The organism is Corallococcus caeni (assembly GCF_036245865.1).
Classification (GTDB): Bacteria; Myxococcota; Myxococcia; order Myxococcales; family Myxococcaceae; genus Corallococcus; species Corallococcus caeni.
This window is the reverse complement of record NZ_BTTW01000001.1, coordinates 164193-181225: the sequence shown is the minus strand read 5'-3', so window position 1 is coordinate 181225 and position 17033 is coordinate 164193. Positions and strand designations below refer to the sequence as shown.

9 protein-coding genes are annotated in these 17033 nt (G+C 66.1%); 4 read left to right on the top strand and 5 right to left on the bottom strand.

Annotated features, from left to right (window positions below; genetic code table 11):
* Positions 1 to 172: 172 nt before the first annotated feature.
* From AABA78_RS00760 to AABA78_RS00745, 4 genes are read right to left on the bottom strand one after another with little or no spacing between them, the layout of a single operon-like run.
* Entirely contained in the window at positions 173 to 1063 is an 891-nt protein-coding gene (locus AABA78_RS00760; protein ID WP_338261152.1) for a hypothetical protein, read from the bottom strand.
* A complete protein-coding gene (locus tag AABA78_RS00755; protein WP_338261151.1) occupies positions 1060 to 2247 on the bottom strand; it encodes an AAA family ATPase in 1188 nt (395 codons plus the stop codon). The genes AABA78_RS00760 and AABA78_RS00755 overlap by 4 nt, the downstream gene beginning before the upstream one ends.
* Positions 2237 to 3376: a GmrSD restriction endonuclease domain-containing protein gene (locus tag AABA78_RS00750; protein WP_338261150.1), complete on the bottom strand. Its 1140-nt coding sequence runs from the start codon at positions 3374 to 3376 to the stop codon at positions 2237 to 2239. Before AABA78_RS00750 ends, AABA78_RS00755 begins: the two co-directional genes overlap by 11 nt.
* Before the next feature lie 22 nt (positions 3377 to 3398).
* Positions 3399 to 4466 carry a glycosyltransferase family 4 protein gene (locus tag AABA78_RS00745; protein WP_338262359.1) on the bottom strand — a complete coding sequence of 356 codons (1068 nt, stop codon included), beginning with the start codon at positions 4464 to 4466 and terminating at the stop codon, positions 3399 to 3401.
* 95 nt (positions 4467 to 4561) lie between these two features.
* Between AABA78_RS00745 and AABA78_RS00740 the strand changes: the two genes are divergently transcribed.
* From AABA78_RS00740 to AABA78_RS00725, 4 genes are all read left to right on the top strand, one after another.
* Positions 4562 to 5692: a glycosyltransferase gene (locus tag AABA78_RS00740; protein ID WP_338261149.1), complete on the top strand. Its 1131-nt coding sequence runs from the start codon at positions 4562 to 4564 to the stop codon at positions 5690 to 5692.
* 220 nt (positions 5693 to 5912) lie between these two features.
* Complete coding sequence (locus AABA78_RS00735) at positions 5913 to 7307, top strand: undecaprenyl-phosphate glucose phosphotransferase (RefSeq protein ID WP_338261148.1); 1395 nt, start codon at positions 5913 to 5915, stop codon at positions 7305 to 7307.
* A gap of 48 nt (positions 7308 to 7355) precedes the next feature.
* Positions 7356 to 9719, top strand: a complete 2364-nt coding sequence (locus tag AABA78_RS00730) for a Kelch repeat-containing protein (protein WP_338261147.1) — start codon at positions 7356 to 7358, stop codon at positions 9717 to 9719.
* A 133-nt stretch (positions 9720 to 9852) separates the two neighbouring features.
* Complete coding sequence (locus AABA78_RS00725) at positions 9853 to 13737, top strand: GspE/PulE/PilB domain-containing protein (RefSeq protein ID WP_338261146.1); 3885 nt, start codon at positions 9853 to 9855, stop codon at positions 13735 to 13737.
* Between the two features lie 70 nt (positions 13738 to 13807).
* On the opposite strand, the gene AABA78_RS00720 is transcribed toward AABA78_RS00725, so the two are convergent.
* Complete coding sequence (locus tag AABA78_RS00720; RefSeq protein WP_338261145.1) at positions 13808 to 16615, bottom strand: vitamin B12-dependent ribonucleotide reductase; 2808 nt, start codon at positions 16613 to 16615, stop codon at positions 13808 to 13810.
* Positions 16616 to 17033 lie beyond the last annotated feature (418 nt).

The window sequence follows — 17033 nt, the reverse complement described above, 5'->3', positions numbered from 1 at the left end:
TACTACCTGGGCCTCATTCAAATTGCCTGCGCCCTGCTCTAGTTCCGAAAGTTGCTCCCTGCTAGGTCTGCATCGATTTGAGATAACCAGTAAGGGGCAATGGCGATCACTGGCGATGCTGTTTTGCGGCGTTTGCGTGTTTGAAGCAGAGTGCAGCTGTGATGATATATTTTTAATCCCGCAGCTCTCTGCATCCACAATTTCTAGCTGGGCTGAGATTTCGCAGTTTAGATCTGATGTTTGAGGGAACTTCTTCTAGAAGGGAAGGTCTGGTGGCCTTGGGATTCGTCGTTCCATTCCAATGAACGGTCATTTGGTTGCCCTGGCTGGAACCCTGAAATCTGTGAAAAAAACCGTGCTCACATAGTGCCCACCACGTAGAGCCGTTTTGATTTGCAGGGATGCCATACTGCAAGATTGTCGAGGCAAAGATGGGGATGTGGGACTTCTCGTTATTGTAGTTGCGGTGCGTAGGGTCGTGATGACCTGGATCGTCATAGTCAGGAAGAAGTGGGATGCGGTTTGAGATTTTCGAAAAGTGCGCTTTGGGATGAGCAGAGTGCCAGATGTTATCTAGCGCTTCAATGCGATTAGTGTTTGAGGTTGTTGTGACTTGAGCGGACAGTGGCGTCATTCGCCATTGCGGGAGGTCAAGGCTGACAATCATTCCGTCCAAATCCAATGCGACGCGGGCGCCAGCGGATTGATTTTGGCCGAGCGTAACAGATGCCCTGTCGCTTGCTTTAGGGCTGTCGTATAGGATTCCCAGCTTGTCGTGCCATGGACCGGAAGTGAGCACGTCTCGGATTAAATTTGCCGACTCGCGATCCTGGCTTGTGAGTGCTCTTAGTGATTGAGATATTGTGTTTCCGTCGGGAAGTATTTCTGCGCCAATGCCATCCAATACTACGATGACTATCCGCTGCCTGTCGTGCTGCGAGACAGCTTGGCGAATGCTTTTTAATGTACTCGCCAACGCGATTAGCAACTGGACGCCAGTCTGCTGGGCAGTGGCAGTGGTTCTGAATGACAGTTCGTTTAATGTGAGGTAAGCATGGGTCATTCTTGGATACCTCTTGGGATCGGTTCCAGCAAGGTGTCAAGAAGCCGCGCGTTTTCATCAAAAAAGCCGGGCGGCCAATGTTTGATTCGGCCTCGGCGATCAATTTTGAGTGACTGTACTGATTCCTCCTCGAAGGGAGAGAAAAAGAGTACCGTTACGTCCTCGTCCTCTATCTCCCCTTGATGGACCGCTACTCGAATGCCATTAAGTACATGATCGCTATGGGTTTCCACAAGAACTTGGATTCCAAATGCAGCCGCGCGTGCACAGAGTGCCCCAATTCGGGCCTGAGCTCTTGGGTGGAGATGTGCTTCAGGATTCTCAATTACAACAGCATCTCCTTTCTTGGCAGAGAGCAGTGCAACGAGTACTGGAATGGCAAAAGTCATTCCGAAGCCAACATGATGAGGACGATGGAAGTCGGTCGCATCGTTAGTACGAATGCCAAGTGTAACTAGATTTGCATTTTTAACTCGTTGGACGTCGATCACGGCTCCAGGAAATAGATCTGAAAGCCACGCTTCGACCTGTCTAGGGAAAACTTCGAGAGCCAACCTGCTTGGATGGCGCATTTCTTGAGCGACCAAGAGATCCGTGTTGACGAACATGCTGCCAATGGCACGTTCTGCACGAGGCCCGAGCGTTTCATGCTCTTGGGGCTCCATGAGTGGATAGGTCTGCTCTGGACCCACTCGGTCAGCCGGAATGTATTTCAGTGTGTGTATTTTTCTGAGGATGTCAATGTTGGCAGGTGTTGTTAGTAGACTGGGCGGAAGGAAGCTGCCACCAGAATCCGTAATCCAGTCGGAGGTGCCCAAGGGCTTCCAGTCGATGCTTCCGATTGACACCGCCAAATTGTCTCTAGATGCTTCGGTGGCGGCTAGGTGCCATTTAATTTCAGTATCAGGGGATGCCAATCCGATAGTAAACCCTTGGCCGCCATTAACTTTGTCGATTACGTCCCTTGCGCTTCCTAGCGAGAGGAGCGGGCCGTTTAGCGCGAGTGTTCGACGTGCGGACGCACTCTCGATTCCATCAGCAAGCGACTGATGCAGCAAGACAAGAGCTTGCAAGACCGTAGACTTGCCGCCGCCATTGAAGCCCGTGAGAAGTGTTAGTCTTCCGCAAGAAAATTCTCGGTCCTGAAAACACTTAAACTGCTTGAGATGGATTTTACGGATCACCGACGACTCCACGCAGTGCAGTCTCCGTTTGGTGGAACCTAGTCTTGACGTTCTCGGGTGAGGTGGTCGCGTAGCTAATCGCGTTGTGGTATTCGCGTTGATTCATTAAGTTTTCGCATGTTCGCTTTACTTCCGGCGCTTTGCTTAAAATCTGCGCTTCTTTGTACTTGGCGAATACGACGGAGAGCACGTCAAACAATGCAATATTAAATGGCTTCCTGCGTTCGCTTGGGGCGCTGTATTTCCTGAATGCTCGGTTGCCGAACAGGTGATGGTTGATTCGCATGCTTTTGCGGAAGGACTTTTCGAGTTCTGAGCGTTGTGTTTCGGTAGAGTTGTTTATTTGCTTGAGGGCGCTTCCGAGAAATTCGTCGATATCTCCCGTGCCTCGCTTTACGTACTCGGCCCATCCTAGTGTTTGGAACGCGAGGAAACGATTAACAACTTCGCGATCTCTCATGTTGCTCTTGTGGTTTTCCGTTAATAGGATGTTGTCGGTTGCGTTGAGGAAGTCTTCGCAGGAACTTAGATCCCGAAGTAGCTTTGTTGCGGGACCATTGTATAGAGCATTTCGCATTTGCTGGCGTGTTAGAGGTACTCCAGAATTGACTCTTTCGAAAATATCGAGTTGAACTCGGTCGGGCACCCTTGGGTCAATGAGGTAGAGGGTTAGCTGTCCGTCCTCGAAGCGATTTTGGAGTTTTTGGGTTAGCATTTTGAAGGTTTTTGAGTTTAGTTCATTGCTGTTGGGTAGGCTTAGAATGAGTTCATTGGCGTGGAAGCGGTTGAGTGTCGAGAGGCGCTGCAGGCCATCGACGACAACAAGCCGTCCTGCTGTGTTTTCGGCTAGATAAAAAACAGGAAGAGGGATTCGCATCAGGACTGATTCGACAAGCCTGCTTTGGCGTTCTTCCTTCCAGATGAAGTCGCGCTGGAAGTCCGGATCGAGGAAAACCATGCCTTGGTCGATTCTTCTGAGGACGTCAATGATGGCTCTGGTTTCGGTTCGGATTAGGAGGTTGTCGAGAGGATAGTTGTCGATGGCTTGCTTTGGTAGGTCATCGCCCTCGATTAGGTCGCTGAAGTCTTTTGGGGAGTCGGGGGTGTTGGTTGTGTTTTTGTTTATCATTATTGTTGGTGGCTTCGTGGGGTTATTGTCTGGATGGCTTGAGCTGGAGTGCTCTGTTGATGACAGTTGATGTTCTTGTTGCGCAGGTGTCCCAGGTGAAGCGCGCAGAACGCTGACGGCCTCGCTCCGTGAGGTCTTTTCTTAGCGTAGAGTCGCGTAAAAGCCGAAGTGTTTCTTCGTGCCAGGCTCGTGCGTCATTGGGTGGCAGTTGGATAGCTGCATTGCCAACAACTTCGGGTAAGGCAGATGTGTCCGAGGTAATGACGGGACAAGCGCAAGCCATTGCCTCTAATGCGGGGAGACCAAAGCCTTCGTACTTCGACGGCAATAGCAGCGCCGCGGCGGCGCCGTAGAACAACGGCATCTCCGTCTCGGGAAGTTGCTCCAGATCGATGACGTTCTCGTGGAGCCCCGTCTCGTGCGCCACCGCCCCCTTGCCCGCGAGCAGCACCAGTGGCACCGGCAGGTCCGGCGCGAACTTCCCCAGCATCGCCAGATTCTTGAACGGCTTCGCGTTCCCCACGACCGCGATGTACCGCTCTGGCAGTTCATGCCGCTCCCGGAACGCCTTCGCCTCACTGGCCGTCGGCGGCTGGAACCGCGAATCCACGCCGTTGTGGATCACCTGGAACCGATACGGCGACATCTTCAGGTACTTCCCCAGTTCCTCCCGGGAGAAGTCAGACACGGTGATCAACGCCGACGCCAGCCGCGCCCGCGGCCCCACCACCGCCTTGTAATAAATCGCCTGCACCGGCGTGTACTGGTCCGCCAGCGCCAGGTGGTTCGCGTCGTGCAACGTCGCCACCAGCTTTCCCGGCCAGAACAGCGGCAACGAGAACGACGTCGCGTGGAACAGGTCCGGCTTCAGCTTCGTCAGCTCATAGGCCAACAGCGGCTGCTCGGTCGGTGACAGGTACCCGGCACGCGAGCGGTGCAGCGGAATCTTCGGCGTCAGTTCCCCCAGGTCGTCTGGCAGGCCCTTCGCCGGCACCAGCGCGGAGAATTCCAGGTCCGGGGCCAGGGCGGGCAGACGGCGCGCCAGCTCCAGCGCGTACCTCGCGATGCCGTGGAGCTGACCGCGCACCATTCTCAGGTCGAGGAGGACAGAAGGCACGCTCCCTGGCCTACCACACGCGGCCTTCCACCCGCACCGCCGCGCATCCAGTGCTAGAAGGCCCTTCCGTGAAGGTCGCCCTCGTCCACGACTGGCTCGTCACCCACCGCGGCGGAGAGCGCGTCCTCGACGCCCTCTGCGAACTGTTCCCCAGCGCGGACCTCTACACCCTCATCCACCAGCCGGGCAGCCAGCCTGCGCGCATCGAGAACCGGCGCATCACCACGTCGTTCCTCCAGCACATCCCCGGCGTCCACTCGCGCTACCGGCACTTCCTGCCGCTGTTCCCCCGCGCCATCGAAGCCCTGCGCATCACCGGCGACTACGACCTGGTCCTGTCCTCCAGCCACTGCGTCGCCAAGGGCATCCACGCCCCTCCCGGCGTGCCCCACCTGAGCTACGTCCACGCTCCCATGCGGTACATGTGGGATCTGTTCGACGAGTACTTCGGCCCCGGCCGCACCCGCCTCCCCGTCCGCGCCGCCGCCCTCGCCGTGCGCCCCTACCTTCAACACTGGGACCGCACCTCCACCCAGCGCGTGGGCCGCATCGTCGCCAACTCCCGGCACATCGCCGGGAAGGTCCAGCGCTTCTGGGGCCGCGAGGCCTCCGTCGTCCCGCCCCCCGTGGAGCTCGACCGCTTCACGCAGGTGCCCCTCGAAGGGGGAGGGCAGGGCGGCTACTTCCTGTGGCTCGGCGCCTTCGCCCCCTACAAGCGCCTGGACGTCGCCCTGGAGGCCTTCCGCAGCCTGGAGACACCCCTCTGGGTCGTGGGCACGGGACAGGAGGCCTCGCGTCTCACGTCCGGTCCGCTTCCGCCCCACATCCGCTTCCTCGGCAACGTTCCCGACAGCGCGCTCCCCGCCCTCTACCGCGACGCGCGCGCGCTCCTCTTCACCCCCGAGGAGGACTTCGGCATCACCCCCCTGGAGGCCCAGGCCACCGGCCGCCCCGTCATCGCCTTCGGCAAGGGCGGCGCCCTGGAGACCGTCACCCCGAAGACGGGCCTCTTCTTCCCGGAGCAGACCCCCGCGTCCCTCGCCGCCGCCGTGCGCCAGTTCGACGCGTGGGAGGCCTCCTTCCGCCCCGAGGACGCCCGCGCCCAGGCCGAGCGCTTCGGCCGCGCCCGCTTCCAGCAGGCCATCCAGGCGGAGGTGGACGCACTGCTGGGGCTGTCCAAGGCCTCCCCAGCGGTGTGACAGCGCTGTCCGCGTCGTCCCCAGTTTCCCGAGGCCCGCCTGCTCAGCGTGTCGGAGGATGTCGGGTGCCCTGCGGTCCAACCGGTTGGATTCACGGGAAAACCCGTGCTAGGACGCCGCGCCGGGGGAGGGGCCCGGGCGCCTGACGGTGGCCGGGGCAAAGGGTGCGTGTCTTGCATCCGACGGACGGTCTTCGTCTCCCCCGTCAGGAGTCATCGCGGTGTTCGGTCGCCTGCAGCGCTTCTACACGTCCATCAAGGTCGCCGCCGACGCGGGGATGCTCGCGGTGGCGTTCGTGCTCGCGTACTTCACCCGCTTCAGCGGCGTGTTCCCCATCACCGAGGGCATCCCGCCCCCGGCCGAGACGTTCGTCTCCCTGGTGATGGTGCTCGTCATCTTCCCGATGACGTTCCAGCGGGCGCGGCTGTACGCGACCAACCGCGCGCGCTCGCACATGGGGGAGCTGTTCGAGCTCTTCAAGGCCACCATCACCGCGACGCTCGTCCTGGTGGCGGTGACGTACTTCATCCGCGAGCGCTACTCGCGCCTCACGCTGGCCATCTTCGTCGTCTACGCCTTCACGCTCATCGCGCTCTCGCGCATGTTCATGCGCCACCTGCTCAGCGAGGTGCGCCGGCGCGGCTACAACCTCAAGTCCATCCTCGTCATCGGCGAGGAGGAGCTGGGGCTGCGCACCATCGAGACGGTGGAGAGCCACCGCGAGCTGGGCTTCCGCGTGACGGGCGTGCTGGCGCTGAAGGAGGAGAAGGTCGGTCAGTGGGTGGGCGGCGTGCGCGTGGTGGGTCACGTGGGCGGGGTGGAGGCCTACCTGGATGCCCACCCGGTGGATCAGGTCATCATCGCCGTGCCGCTGGAGGACCAGGCGCGGGTGAAGCCGCTGATGGAGCAGCTGGCGCTGCGCACCGTGGACGTCAAGGTGGTGCCTGACCTGTACCAGTACATCACCCTGTACGGCGGCCTGGAGGAGTTCGGCGGCCTGCCCATCATCAGCCTCCAGGGCGACCCCATGGACGGCTGGAGCCGCGTGGCCAAGCGCGTGTTCGACGTGCTGTTCTCGCTGGTGGCCATCGCGCTCAGCGCGCCGATGATGGTGTTCACGGCCCTGCTGGTGCGCCTCACGAGCAAGGGCCCCATCCTCTACCGCCAGGAGCGGATGGGCATGGACGGGCGGACCTTCTCCATCCTCAAGTTCCGCACCATGCGCGTGGACGCCGAAGCGCAGGGCGCCACCATGGCCAGCGCGGCGGATGCGCGCCGCACGCCGGTGGGGACGTTCCTGCGCAAGTACTCGCTGGATGAACTGCCGCAGTTCTTCAACGTGCTCCGGGGCGACATGAGCCTCGTGGGCCCGCGCCCGGAGCGGCCCGTCTTCATCGAGGAGTTCAAGCGCCAGATTCCGCGCTACCACCTGCGCCACAAGGTGAAGGCGGGCATCACCGGCTGGGCGCAGATCAACGGCCTGCGCGGCCAGACGTCCATCCAGAAGCGCATCGAGTACGACCTGTACTACATCGAGAACTGGTCGCTGCTGATGGACCTGAAGATCCTCCTGCGCACGGCGCTGGGCGGCTTCCTGTCGAAGAACGCTTACTGAACTCCCGTCCATTGGTCCGCGGACGCCTGCTCGGCTAGCGTCCGTGGCATGCAAGACATCTGGAAGAGGCGGGGGCTCTTTCTGCTGGTGGGACTCTGGGCGGCGCTCGCGGGCTGCGGCTCGGAGCCCTCCACGGGCAGCGCGCAGCTGGTGGCGCTGGTGCAGGGCGCGGTGGGGGCGGACGCCATCGCCCAGGTGAGCGTCACCGTGACGGCGCCGGACATGGCCGCCCTCTCCGGCGCGCTGACGAAGGGCGAGGACGGGAACTGGGGCGGCACGCTCAGCGCGCTCCCCGCCGGCTCCCAGCGCCTCTTCACCGCGCAGGCGTTCGACGCGTCCGGCGTGAAGCGCTTCGAGGGCCAGGCCCAGGACGTCACCATCACCGGTGGGCAGCTGGCCGCCGTGGCGTTGACCCTCCAGCAGGTGGGAACTCCGCCGCCCTTCGACAACGCGGTGCCGAGCATCAACTCCGTCGTCGCTTCCGTCAGCACCGTGGCTCCCGGGGGCACCGTCTACATCACGGCCAGCGTCACCGACCCTGGCGACACGCTCACGTATTCCTGGAGCGCCCAGGCCGGCATCTTCTCCTCGCCGACGGGCACCTCGACGCTCTGGACGGCTCCCGAGACCGAGGGCCCCGTCGTCCTGACGCTGACGGTGACGGACTCGCACGGCGCCTCGGCGTCGATCTCCTTCCCGCTCACGGTGACGTCCGGCCAGGGGAGCGCCGTGCTCACCGCGACCTTCAACACCTGGCCCCAGGTGACGAACGTCACCGCCACGCGCAACCAGGTGAATGTGAACGAGCCCACGCAGCTGACGGCCTCCGTCACGGAGACGGACGGGGACGCACTCACCTATGAGTGGACCGCCGGCTGCCCGGGGGCATGGACGAACGTCGCGTCCGCCACCGCGACCTTCACCCCCGACGACGAGATCATCCCCTCCGAGACCTCCTGCGGACGCTGCCCCATCACCGTCACCGTCAGCGACGGGCGGGGCGGGGTCGCGAAGGGCACCCTGCGCCTGTGCGTGGGCGCCCCTCGCCCCGCGCGCTTCCCCCCGCAGATCGTCAGCACCTCGCCCGCTGGCAACACCGTGCCCGTGGTGGGGGCGATGACGTTTCGCGTGACGGCGAGTGATCCGCAGGACAGCCCGCTGACCTTCACCTGGACGGCGGGCACCGGCACGCTCGGCAAGACGACCACCGGCGCCACCACCAGCGAGGTCCTCTGGACGCCGCCGAGCTGCCTTGCGTGGGGCCAGTGGCCCGACATCCGCGTCACGGTGCGGAACAACCATGGCCTGTCCACGTCCAGGCAGTTCATCCTCACGGGCCTGCCGGAGTGCGCCGTCATGGGCTGGCGCAGCACGGAGCACATGGGGACCGCGCGGCTGATGCACACCGCGACGCTGCTCCAGGACGGCCGGGTGCTCGTGGTGGGGGGATACAACACGGACACGTCCGCGCGGGACGCCCTCGCCTCGGCGGAGCTCTATTACCCGGTGACGGGCACGTGGCAGCCCACCGGCAGCATGGCCGTGCCCCGCCGCAACCACACCGCGACGCTGCTGCCGGATGGCCGCGTGCTCGTGACGGGTGGGCACCTCAACACCAACACCAACTCGTATGCCTCCGCCGAGGTGTACGACCCGAAGTCGGGCATCTGGACCTCCGCCGGCAGCATGTTCACGGCGCGCGACTATCACCACGCCGTCCTGCTGGGCACGGGCCAGGTGCTGGTGCTGGGCGGCGAGCAGTGGCAGGGCGGCACCCGGACGAAGCTCGCCAGCGCCGAGCTTTATGACGCCGTCAACAACCAGTGGACTCCCACCGGAAACCTCACCGTGCCGCGCTACTTCGCGGCCGCGTCGTTGCTGCCCTCGGGGCAGGTGCTGGTGACGGGCGGCGAGGGGACACTCGGGGGGCAGGTCGCGACGGCGGAGCTGTACACCCCTGCCTCCGGCACCTGGAAGGCCACGGGCTCCATGGCCGTGAGCCGCCGCTATCACACGCAGACGACGCTCCCGGACGGCCGCGTGCTCGTCACGAGCGGATACGGCTCCCCGTCGAGCACGAGTTGGACGAGGACGGCCGAGCTGTACACCCCAGCCACGGGCCTGTGGAGCAGTGCGGGGAACCTGGCCTATGGCCGCGTGGACCACACCGCGACGGTGCTGCCTTCGGGCCGGGTGCTCGTCGTCGGTGGGTTCGCCTACATCACCAACGGCTCCTACCACACGAACACCGCGGAGATTTTCGACCCGGAGCTGGGCACCTGGACGACCACGAGCAGCATGCTCATCCAGCGTGAGGGCCACACGGCGACCCTGCTGCCCACGGGCAAGCTGCTGGTGGCGGGCGGCTACTACGGCTACGCCCACATCTCCGCGGAGCTGTACACGGAGTAGCGGGCGCGGCACCCAATCCCAGCCAGGTGCACCGGCCTGGCGGCGGCAGGCAGGCGGGCACGACGGGCGCGCAGGTCGTATTCGCGCGCACCCTCTCATTGGCACCGCGAAGCCGTCTAGACTGCGGGCCGACATGGGCGACAAGCTGGGATTGACGCTGGTCCGCAAGGGCCTCCTGACGCAGGCGCAGCTCGACCAGGGCATGAGCGCACAGCTCGTGCACGGAGGCCGGCTGGGCTCCCGGCTCGTGGAGCTGGGGTTCCTCGACATCGAGACGGTGGGCATGGTGCTGGGCGAGCTGACCCGGCTGCCCGTCGCGATGGAGGCGGACTTCGACGCCGTCACCGACGCGACGCTCAAGCTGCTCACGGCGGATCAGGCGGAGAAGCACCAGGCGTTCCCGCTCGCGGTGGAGGGCCGGCGGCTGAAGGTCGCGATGGCCAACCCGCTGGATCTGCAGACCACGGATGCGCTCGGTTTCATCACCGGGATGCGCATCGTGCCGTACGTGGTGCCGGAGCTGCGGCTGTTCCGCTACCAGAACCTGCGCTACGGCATCGACCGGCCGACGCGTCCCCTGAAGGCGGCCATTCCCGTGCCCGCGCGCCGCTCGGTGTCCATGCCGGCGGTGGCCCCCCTCTCCGCGGCGCCGGTGGTCGTGCCGCCGCCGGCCATGCCGCCTCCACCCGCGCCCGTGCGCGCGGAGCCCGAGGTGGCGGGGATGTTCGGTGGGCTCGCGCCGGGACAGTTCCTCAGCGATGAGTCGGAGGATCAGGACGCCGACGCGGACCTGGCCGAAGCGGCCATCGTCGGCGAGGAGCTTCCGGACATCGTGATGGGGGAGCCGGTGCGTGCGCCGCCTGTCGTGGAGATGGCTCGGCCCGGGGGGAGTCCTCCGGCCGGGCCGCCCCGGTTGGCCATGTCGCCGCAGCCTCCGGGCATGGTGGCCCGCCAGGGTGGGGTGCCTCCGGCTGGGATGGGCGGGCCCGTGGCTCCGGGGGTGCCGTCGGCGCCTGTGCCCGGCGTCCCTGCGCAGGCGGCGGGTCTCCCGAGTGTGCCTCCGCACGGGGCCGCGCCGTCGGCCGCTGCTCCGGGCATGCCTCCGCATGGGGCCGCGCCGATGGGCGCTCCTCCGGGGGGGCCTCCTCCTGGAGCCGGAGCGCCTCCGCGCGCGGCGCCTCCGCCGGGGGCTCCGGGCGCACAGCCTCCTGGGATGATCGGGCGGGGTGGGCCGGTGCCGCCGGGGGCTCGGCCTTCAGCGACTGGGATCCCTACCGTTCCGAAGACGCCGCCTCCGGGCATGCGTCCCGCCGGGCCGGGGACTCCCGGTGCACCGGGGCCGCGTCCGGTGGGCCCTCCGGGGGCGCCGATGCCGCCGGGGATGGTCCGGGCCGGACCTCCGCCGGGAGCGCCCGGCATGCCTCCGGGTGCGGCGCCTCGGCCGCCTCCGGGCATGCCTGGGCCCGCGATAATGGCTCCTGCTGGCGCGGGGCCCGTGCCTCCGGGGCAGCGGCCTCCGACCGCTCCGGGTGTCGCACCCGTGGGCGCGCGTCCGATGGGGCCTCCCGGTGTGCCGGGTGCCGCACCGCCGAATGCCGCGCAGGGAAGGCCTGGAGGCCAGCCGCCTCCACCTGGAACTCCACCGCGCCAGGGGCCTCCGTCTGGAGCCATGCCCCCGGTTGCCGTTGGCGCCATGGGCGCCGTGCCTCCTCCGGGTGTCCCGGCGTCCGTTCCGCCGCCGCGTCCAGGTGCGGCGGGTCCCGTCGCTGTGCCTCCGCCGGGGAACCCGGCTGCGATGGCTCACGGCGCGGCGGGAGGCCCGTCTGCTGTGTCTGTCCAAGGACATGCTGGCCCCATGACCGCCGCTCCCGGGAGCGTGCCGCCCGCCATGGCTGACGGCTCGGTCGGGGCGACGAATGCCTCTCACGGTGGTGTTCCAGTCATCGCGCCTCAAGGCCTGTCTGGCGGAACGAATGCCACGCTGGGGCCTGCTCCAGACGTCCAGGCTTCGTCCGAACCCATCACTGACCTCGCGAAGGCTCCGGTAGGGATTGCCGGGGCTGAGACGGCGGCCCCGAATCCTGTCGTCGAGCTGTCTTCAGGTGCAGCCCAGCCCCCCGTGGCTCAAGCAGTCACGGCCTCGGACGTCCCGGCCGCCAGTGGAGGGGGGCTGGACCTTGGAGGAACGTGGGCGGATGCATTCTCGGACGCCCCGTCGAATACGAAGGCGGACGCTCCCACCGCTCGGCCTTCCCAGACCTCATCGCTGTCCGAGCTGGTGCTGGATGCCGAGTTCGTCGAAGACGCCGACGTCAGCCTGAGCCCCGAGTCGTTCGATTCCGCGCCCGTCGCAGCCGCAGCCGTGAAGGCACCCGAAACCGCGGCGGTCCCGACCGGTGATGATCTCTCCGACGACGACATCCTCGAAGACGTGGATGCTGTGTCGGCGGAGCCGCCCAAGGCCGCCGTTGCCGAGGCCTCGGATGTCCTCGAAGACGTGGACGTGATGTCCGCGGAGCATCACGAAGAGGCAGCGGCCCCCGAAGCCACGGACGTCCTCGAAGACGTGGACGTGATGTCCGCCGAGCCGCACGAGACCCCGTCGATTCCCGAAGCAGAGCCGGTCCTGGCCTCAGCTCCCGAAGCACTCACGCCCGCGGCTGAATCGAAGGACGCCCCTCCGCCGGAGCCCATCTCCACGCCGGCCATCGCTGACGCTCCAAAGTCCGATGGGCTGCTGGAGGCGATGGAGTTCAAGGACCTCCCGGAAACGCCCGCCGCTGTCGAAGCCGCGAAGCCGGAGCGCGTGGAGGCTGCGACGGCGTCTGTCATTGCCGCACCCGTCAAGCAGGACGCCGAAGCGGACGCGCTCGAATTCAGCCTGGCGGGAGACTCGCCCAGGCCCTCCGCCACGCCTGCTGAAACCGCCGAGTCCTGGCAGGTCGCCGCCGCCCCCAAGGCCGACGCAGTGTCCCCCGCGCCTCTGGAGGAGACCCCCAGCCCCGCGCCCACCGAGGAGCGCCGGACCGACCTCCCTCCGGAGTTCGAGGTCGCCCTCGTCTCCAGCGCGGAACCCGCCCTCAAGCCCGTTCCGGAGCCCGCGCCCGAACCGGCCTCCCCGTCCGCGGCCGACGCGACCCCCACGGAAGCAGCGGAGCCCGCGGCCCCACCCAAGCCGCGCCTCGTGGCCGCCCCCCCGGCCCCGGTCCGCGACCGGACGCCCATCGCCCTCGACGACCTGCCCACCTCCACGGAAGAACCCATGCAGCTCGCCTCCACGTGGGAGTTCGTGGGCTGGCAGGGCGGCGGGGAAGGGGAGGGCGCCGTGGGCCACAGCCCGGAGACCACCTGGGCCGACCGTGTCGTGGACCTGGACGTCCCTGCCGCCGCGCCCGCCACCTCCGAGGACGGCGTGGCCCTGGCCTCCGCGTGGGAGTTCATGCAGCAGCCGTGGCAGCCGCAGGCCGTCGCGAACATCGACCCGGCCCAGGCCCTGCTCGCCGCCGCCAGCGCGTCCACCGACACGCCCGTTGACGGCCCCGCCGTCACCGCCGAGCAGGTCCTCTCCGCGCTCGACACCGCGGACTCGCAGGGCATGGTCGGCAAGGTGCTGCTGGCCTACAGCGCGGGCCGCTTCCGCCGGGCCTTCCTCCTGGGGGACAGCTTCGGCCTCGCGCGCGTGGGCCGCGCCTGGGGCCCGGGCAGCGACCGTCCGGAGGTCTCCGCGCTCAAGGTGGACCTGGACACGCCGTCCCTCTTCACCTCCGCGCTGAACGGCCCCAGCCCCAGCGTCTTCAGCGCTCCGCAGGCCCCCCAGGACGAGGCCATCTTCTCCGCGCTGTGCGGCGAGTCCGAGCACCACCTGCTCGTCTTCCCGCTCCACTCGCGCGGGCAGCCCGTGGCCTTCTTCGTCGCCGAGCACGGCCCCGCGCCCGTGGACGTCGCCATGCTGGAGGAGCTGGGCCGCATCGCGGATCGCGCGGTGGAGATCTGCACGCGCCTGCACCGCTTCCCCTGAAACACGAAGGGCCCCGGAGCCTTGAAGCCCCGGAGCCCTTCTTCACTTCACCCTACGACCGCGGCGGCCTTCAGCTGCAGCCGCTGGTCGTGCCGCAGTTCGCGCACTTGTAGCAGGCGCCGCTGCGCACGGTGATGGCGCCGCACTGGTGGCAGGGCGGAGCGTCCGCCTGGTTCAGGTACGTGTTGCGCGAGTTCATCGCGGACAGCTGCAGCGTCCCCGCCTGGGCCGGCACCGCCGCCTGCGTCACCGGCTCCGGACGGGCCTCCTCCACCGGCGTCACCTCCGCGTCGTCCGCGCAGGGCTCCGTGGGCAGGAACTTCAGCGACAGCCACCGGAAGATGTAGTCGGTGATGGACTTGGCGATGGGGATGGCCGGGTTGCCCGTGAAGCCGCTCGGCTCGTAGCGGGTGTGGCAGAACTTGTCCGCCAGCACCTGGAGCGGCACGCCGTACTGGAGCGCCAGCGACACGCTGGTGGCGAAGCTGTCCATCAGGCCGCTCACCACCGAGCCCTCCTTCGCCATCACGACGAAGAGCTCGCCCGGCTTGCCGTCCTCGTACATGCCCACCGTCAGGTAGCCCTCGTGGCCCCCGATGGAGAACTTGTGCGTGATGGACTGCCGCTCGTCCGGCAGCCGGCGGCGGAGCGCCTTGGGCTCGGGCATCACGGCGGGGATGGGCTCCGCGGCCACCGCGCGCTTCGCCTCCGGGGCCTTGTCCTGCGACGTGTTGAGCGGCTGCGTGCGCTTGCACCCGTCGCGGTACACGGCGACGGCCTTCAGGCCGCTGCGCCACGCCTCGATGTACGCCTTCTCGATGTCCTCCACCGTGGCGTCATTGGGCAGGTTCACCGTCTTGGAGATGGCGCCGGAGAGGAACGGCTGCGCCGCGGCCATCATCTCGATGTGGCCCATCCAGTGGATGCTGCGCTGGCCCTTGGACGGCTTGAACGCGCAGTCGAACACCGGCAGGTGCTCCGGCTTCAGGTGCGGAGCGCCCTCGATGGTGTCGTGCTTGTCCAGGTACGCGATGATGTCCTGCGCCTGCGTCTGCGGGTAGCCCAGCTTCTCCAGCGCCAGCGGCACCGTCTGGTTGACGATCTTCAGCATGCCGCCGCCCACCAGCTTCTTGTACTTGATGAGCGCGATGTCCGGCTCGATGCCGGTGGTGTCGCAGTCCATCATGAAGCCGATGGTCCCCGTGGGCGCCAGCACCGTCACCTGGCTGTTGCGGTAGCCGTGCTCCATGCCCTTCGCGAGCGCGTCGTCCCACGCCTCCTTCTGCGCCGCGTGCAGCTCCGCGCTCACGCCGTCCGCTGGCAGCTGGTACGCCGCCTTGCGGTGCTTGCGGATGACGCCGAGCATGGGCTCCGCGTTGTTGCCGTAGCCCGCGAACGCGCCCTGCTTCTCCGCGATGCGCGCGCTCGTCGCGTACGCCTCGCCGCACATGAGGGACGTGATGGCCCCCGCCAGGTTGCGGCCAGCGGGGGAGTCGTACGGCAGGCCGGACGCCATCAAGAGCGCGCCCAGGTTCGCGTACCCCAGGCCCAGCGGCCGGTAGTCGTGGCTGTTCTTCGCGATGCGCTCGGTGGGGTAGCGGCTGAAGCCGACGATGATCTCCTGCGCCAGCAGCACCACGGACACCGCGTGCTTGAAGGCGGCCACGTCGAAGCCACCCTCCAGCGTGCGGAAGTGCATCAGGTTCAGCGACGCCAGGTTGCAGGCCGAGTCATCCAGGAACATGTACTCGGAGCAGGGGTTGGACGCGTTGATGCGCGCCGTGCCGGAGCACGTGTGCCACGCGTTCACCGTGGTGTCGTACTGGAGGCCCGGGTCGCCGCACAGGTGCGCGGCTTCGGCAATCTCCCGGAACAGCTCGCGGGCCTTGTACGTCTCCATCACCTGTCCGTCGCGCACCGCGCGCGTCTGCCACGGGCCGTCGTTCACCACCGCCTTCATGAAGTCGTCGGTGACGCGCACGGAGTTGTTGGAGTTCTGGAAGAACACCGACCCGTAGGCCTCGCCGTTGAAGGACGGGTCGTAGCCCGCTTCAATCAGCGCCCAGGCCTTCTTCTCCTCGTTCGACTTGCAGCGGATGAACTCGAGGATGTCCGGGTGCTCGGCGTTGAGGATGACCATCTTCGCCGCGCGCCGCGTCTTGCCGCCGCTCTTGATGACGCCCGCGAACGCGTCGAAGCCGCGCATGAACGACACCGGGCCGGACGCGGTGCCGCCGCCCGCCAAGAGCTCCTTGCTGCCGCGGATGCTGGACAGGTTGGAGCCCGTGCCGCTGCCGTACTTGAAGAGCATGCCCTCCGTGCGCGCCAGCCCCAGGATGGACTCCATGTTGTCGTCCACGCTGTTGATGAAGCACGCCGAACACTGCGGATGCTCCTCCACGCCCACGTTGAACCAGACGGGCGAGTTGAAGGCCGCCTTCTGGCGCAGCAGCAGGTGCGTCAGCTCCGCGTGGAACGCCTCGCGGTCCACTGCCGACGCGAAGTAGTGCCCGTCCTCGCCCCAGCGGGTGAGGGTGTCCACCACGCGCGCCACCAGCTTGCGCACGCTCGTCTCACGCTCCGGCGTGCCGGGCGTGCCCCGGAAGTACTTCGACGCCACGACGTTCGTCGCCAGCATCGACCAGGACTTGGGGACCTCGATGTCCTTCTGGTCGAAGACGACCTTGCCGTCCTCGCCCTTGATGCTCGCGCTGCGGTACTCCCACGCCAGCTCGTCCGCCGGATCCACGCCGGGCGTCGTGAAGAACCGCTCGACGGTCAGCCCCGTGGAGGCCGTCGCCGCCTTGCCCTTCGCGCGGCCTCCGCGACGCGGCTCCCTGCCTCCGACCACCGGCTTCCCACTCAGTTCCTTCTCCATGACGCCCACCTCCAGATTCACTGAGAGTGATGATGCAAAGTTTGCAAAATGGCCAACGCCGCGAGATCCCAGGGGATCCGTTGATCAGTTCCAGGCACAGGGACGGCAGCGTTGAGAATGTCGGGGACGGGCAGAGACGAGGGGACGCACCCCTGGAATCCGGGCCCGGGCCTGACTGCCCTCCCGCCGGGCGGGCGGATCCATATGATCGCTGGTGGGGTCCGTCAACATCGCCTGCGCCCCCATATCTAGTGTCAGAATCCTGCTTACACACTTCATTTGGTACACATTTCGACACGGCCTGATCTTGCGCCCAAGGCTGATCTAATAACCCTCTGCCCGGTGGCAATGGCAGCTGTGGCTGGCAATGTATCGTCATGGCCATGCAAAATCGGCCCATGAGGGAAGGGGGCCTGTC